The organism is Actinomyces sp. S6-Spd3, assembly GCF_000758755.1.
Taxonomy (GTDB): Bacteria; Actinomycetota; Actinomycetes; order Actinomycetales; family Actinomycetaceae; genus Pauljensenia.
Genome location: NZ_JRMV01000265.1, coordinates 1 through 716, shown reverse-complemented (window position 1 = coordinate 716; position 716 = coordinate 1). Strand labels below are relative to the sequence as shown.

Genomic DNA, 716 nt, shown 5'->3' with positions numbered 1-716 from the left:
TGAGGCTGGCTCGATAGGGGCCGACGCCCTCGATGGTTTGCAGTTCTTCTACGGTGGCCTCACGCAGTTTAGTGAGCGTGTCCCACTTTTTAATGAGCTGTTCGATGATGTTCCAGGGCAGGCGCGGAACCATGGTGAGGGAACGATAGCCACGGGGGGATACAACACGGTCAAAGTCGGATGCGTCAACTACGGGCTGGCCGATTGCTGCAGCAATGCGGGCGAGGTCAACCATGCCTTCGCTATCGAGGTTGGACAGTTCCGTTTCGGCTTCGCTGATGCGTTCGGGCTGGCGGATGTAATCGCGTATTAGGAGGGCGCGTTCGGATGCGGAACCGCGGAGGAGATCATCGAGCTGCAGCTCGATGATCTCCTCCGCGGTTCCGCATCCGAACGCGCCCTCCTAATACGCGATTACATCCGCCAGCCCGAACGCATCAGCGAAGCCGAAACGGAACTGTCCAACCTCGATAGCGAAGGCATGGTTGACCTCGCCCGCATTGCTGCAGCAATCGGCCAGCCCGTAGTTGACGCATCCGACTTTGACCGTGTTGTATCCCCCCGTGGCTATCGTTCCCTCACCATGGTTCCGCGCCTGCCCTGGAACATCATCGAACAGCTCATTAAAAAGTGGGACACGCTCACTAAACTGCGTGAGGCCACCGTAGAAGAACTGCAAACCATCGAGGGCGTCGGCCCCTATCGAGCCAGCCTCA

4 pseudogenes are annotated in these 716 nt (G+C 58.7%); 2 read left to right on the top strand and 2 right to left on the bottom strand.

Annotated features, from left to right (window positions below):
* Both HMPREF1627_RS10740 and HMPREF1627_RS10735 read right to left on the bottom strand, forming a co-directional pair.
* Positions 1-235 (bottom strand): annotated as a pseudogene (locus HMPREF1627_RS10740) (DNA integrity scanning protein DisA); the annotation flags it as partial.
* 18 nt (positions 236-253) lie between these two features.
* Positions 254-361 (bottom strand): annotated as a pseudogene (locus HMPREF1627_RS10735) (DNA integrity scanning protein DisA); the annotation flags it as partial.
* Here HMPREF1627_RS10735 and HMPREF1627_RS10730 point away from each other — a divergent pair.
* Both HMPREF1627_RS10730 and HMPREF1627_RS10725 read left to right on the top strand, forming a co-directional pair.
* A pseudogene (locus HMPREF1627_RS10730) lies at positions 347-463 on the top strand (DNA integrity scanning protein DisA); the annotation flags it as partial. The pseudogenes HMPREF1627_RS10735 and HMPREF1627_RS10730 overlap by 15 nt on opposite strands.
* An 18-nt stretch (positions 464-481) precedes the next feature.
* Positions 482-716: pseudogene (locus HMPREF1627_RS10725) on the top strand (DNA integrity scanning protein DisA); the annotation flags it as partial.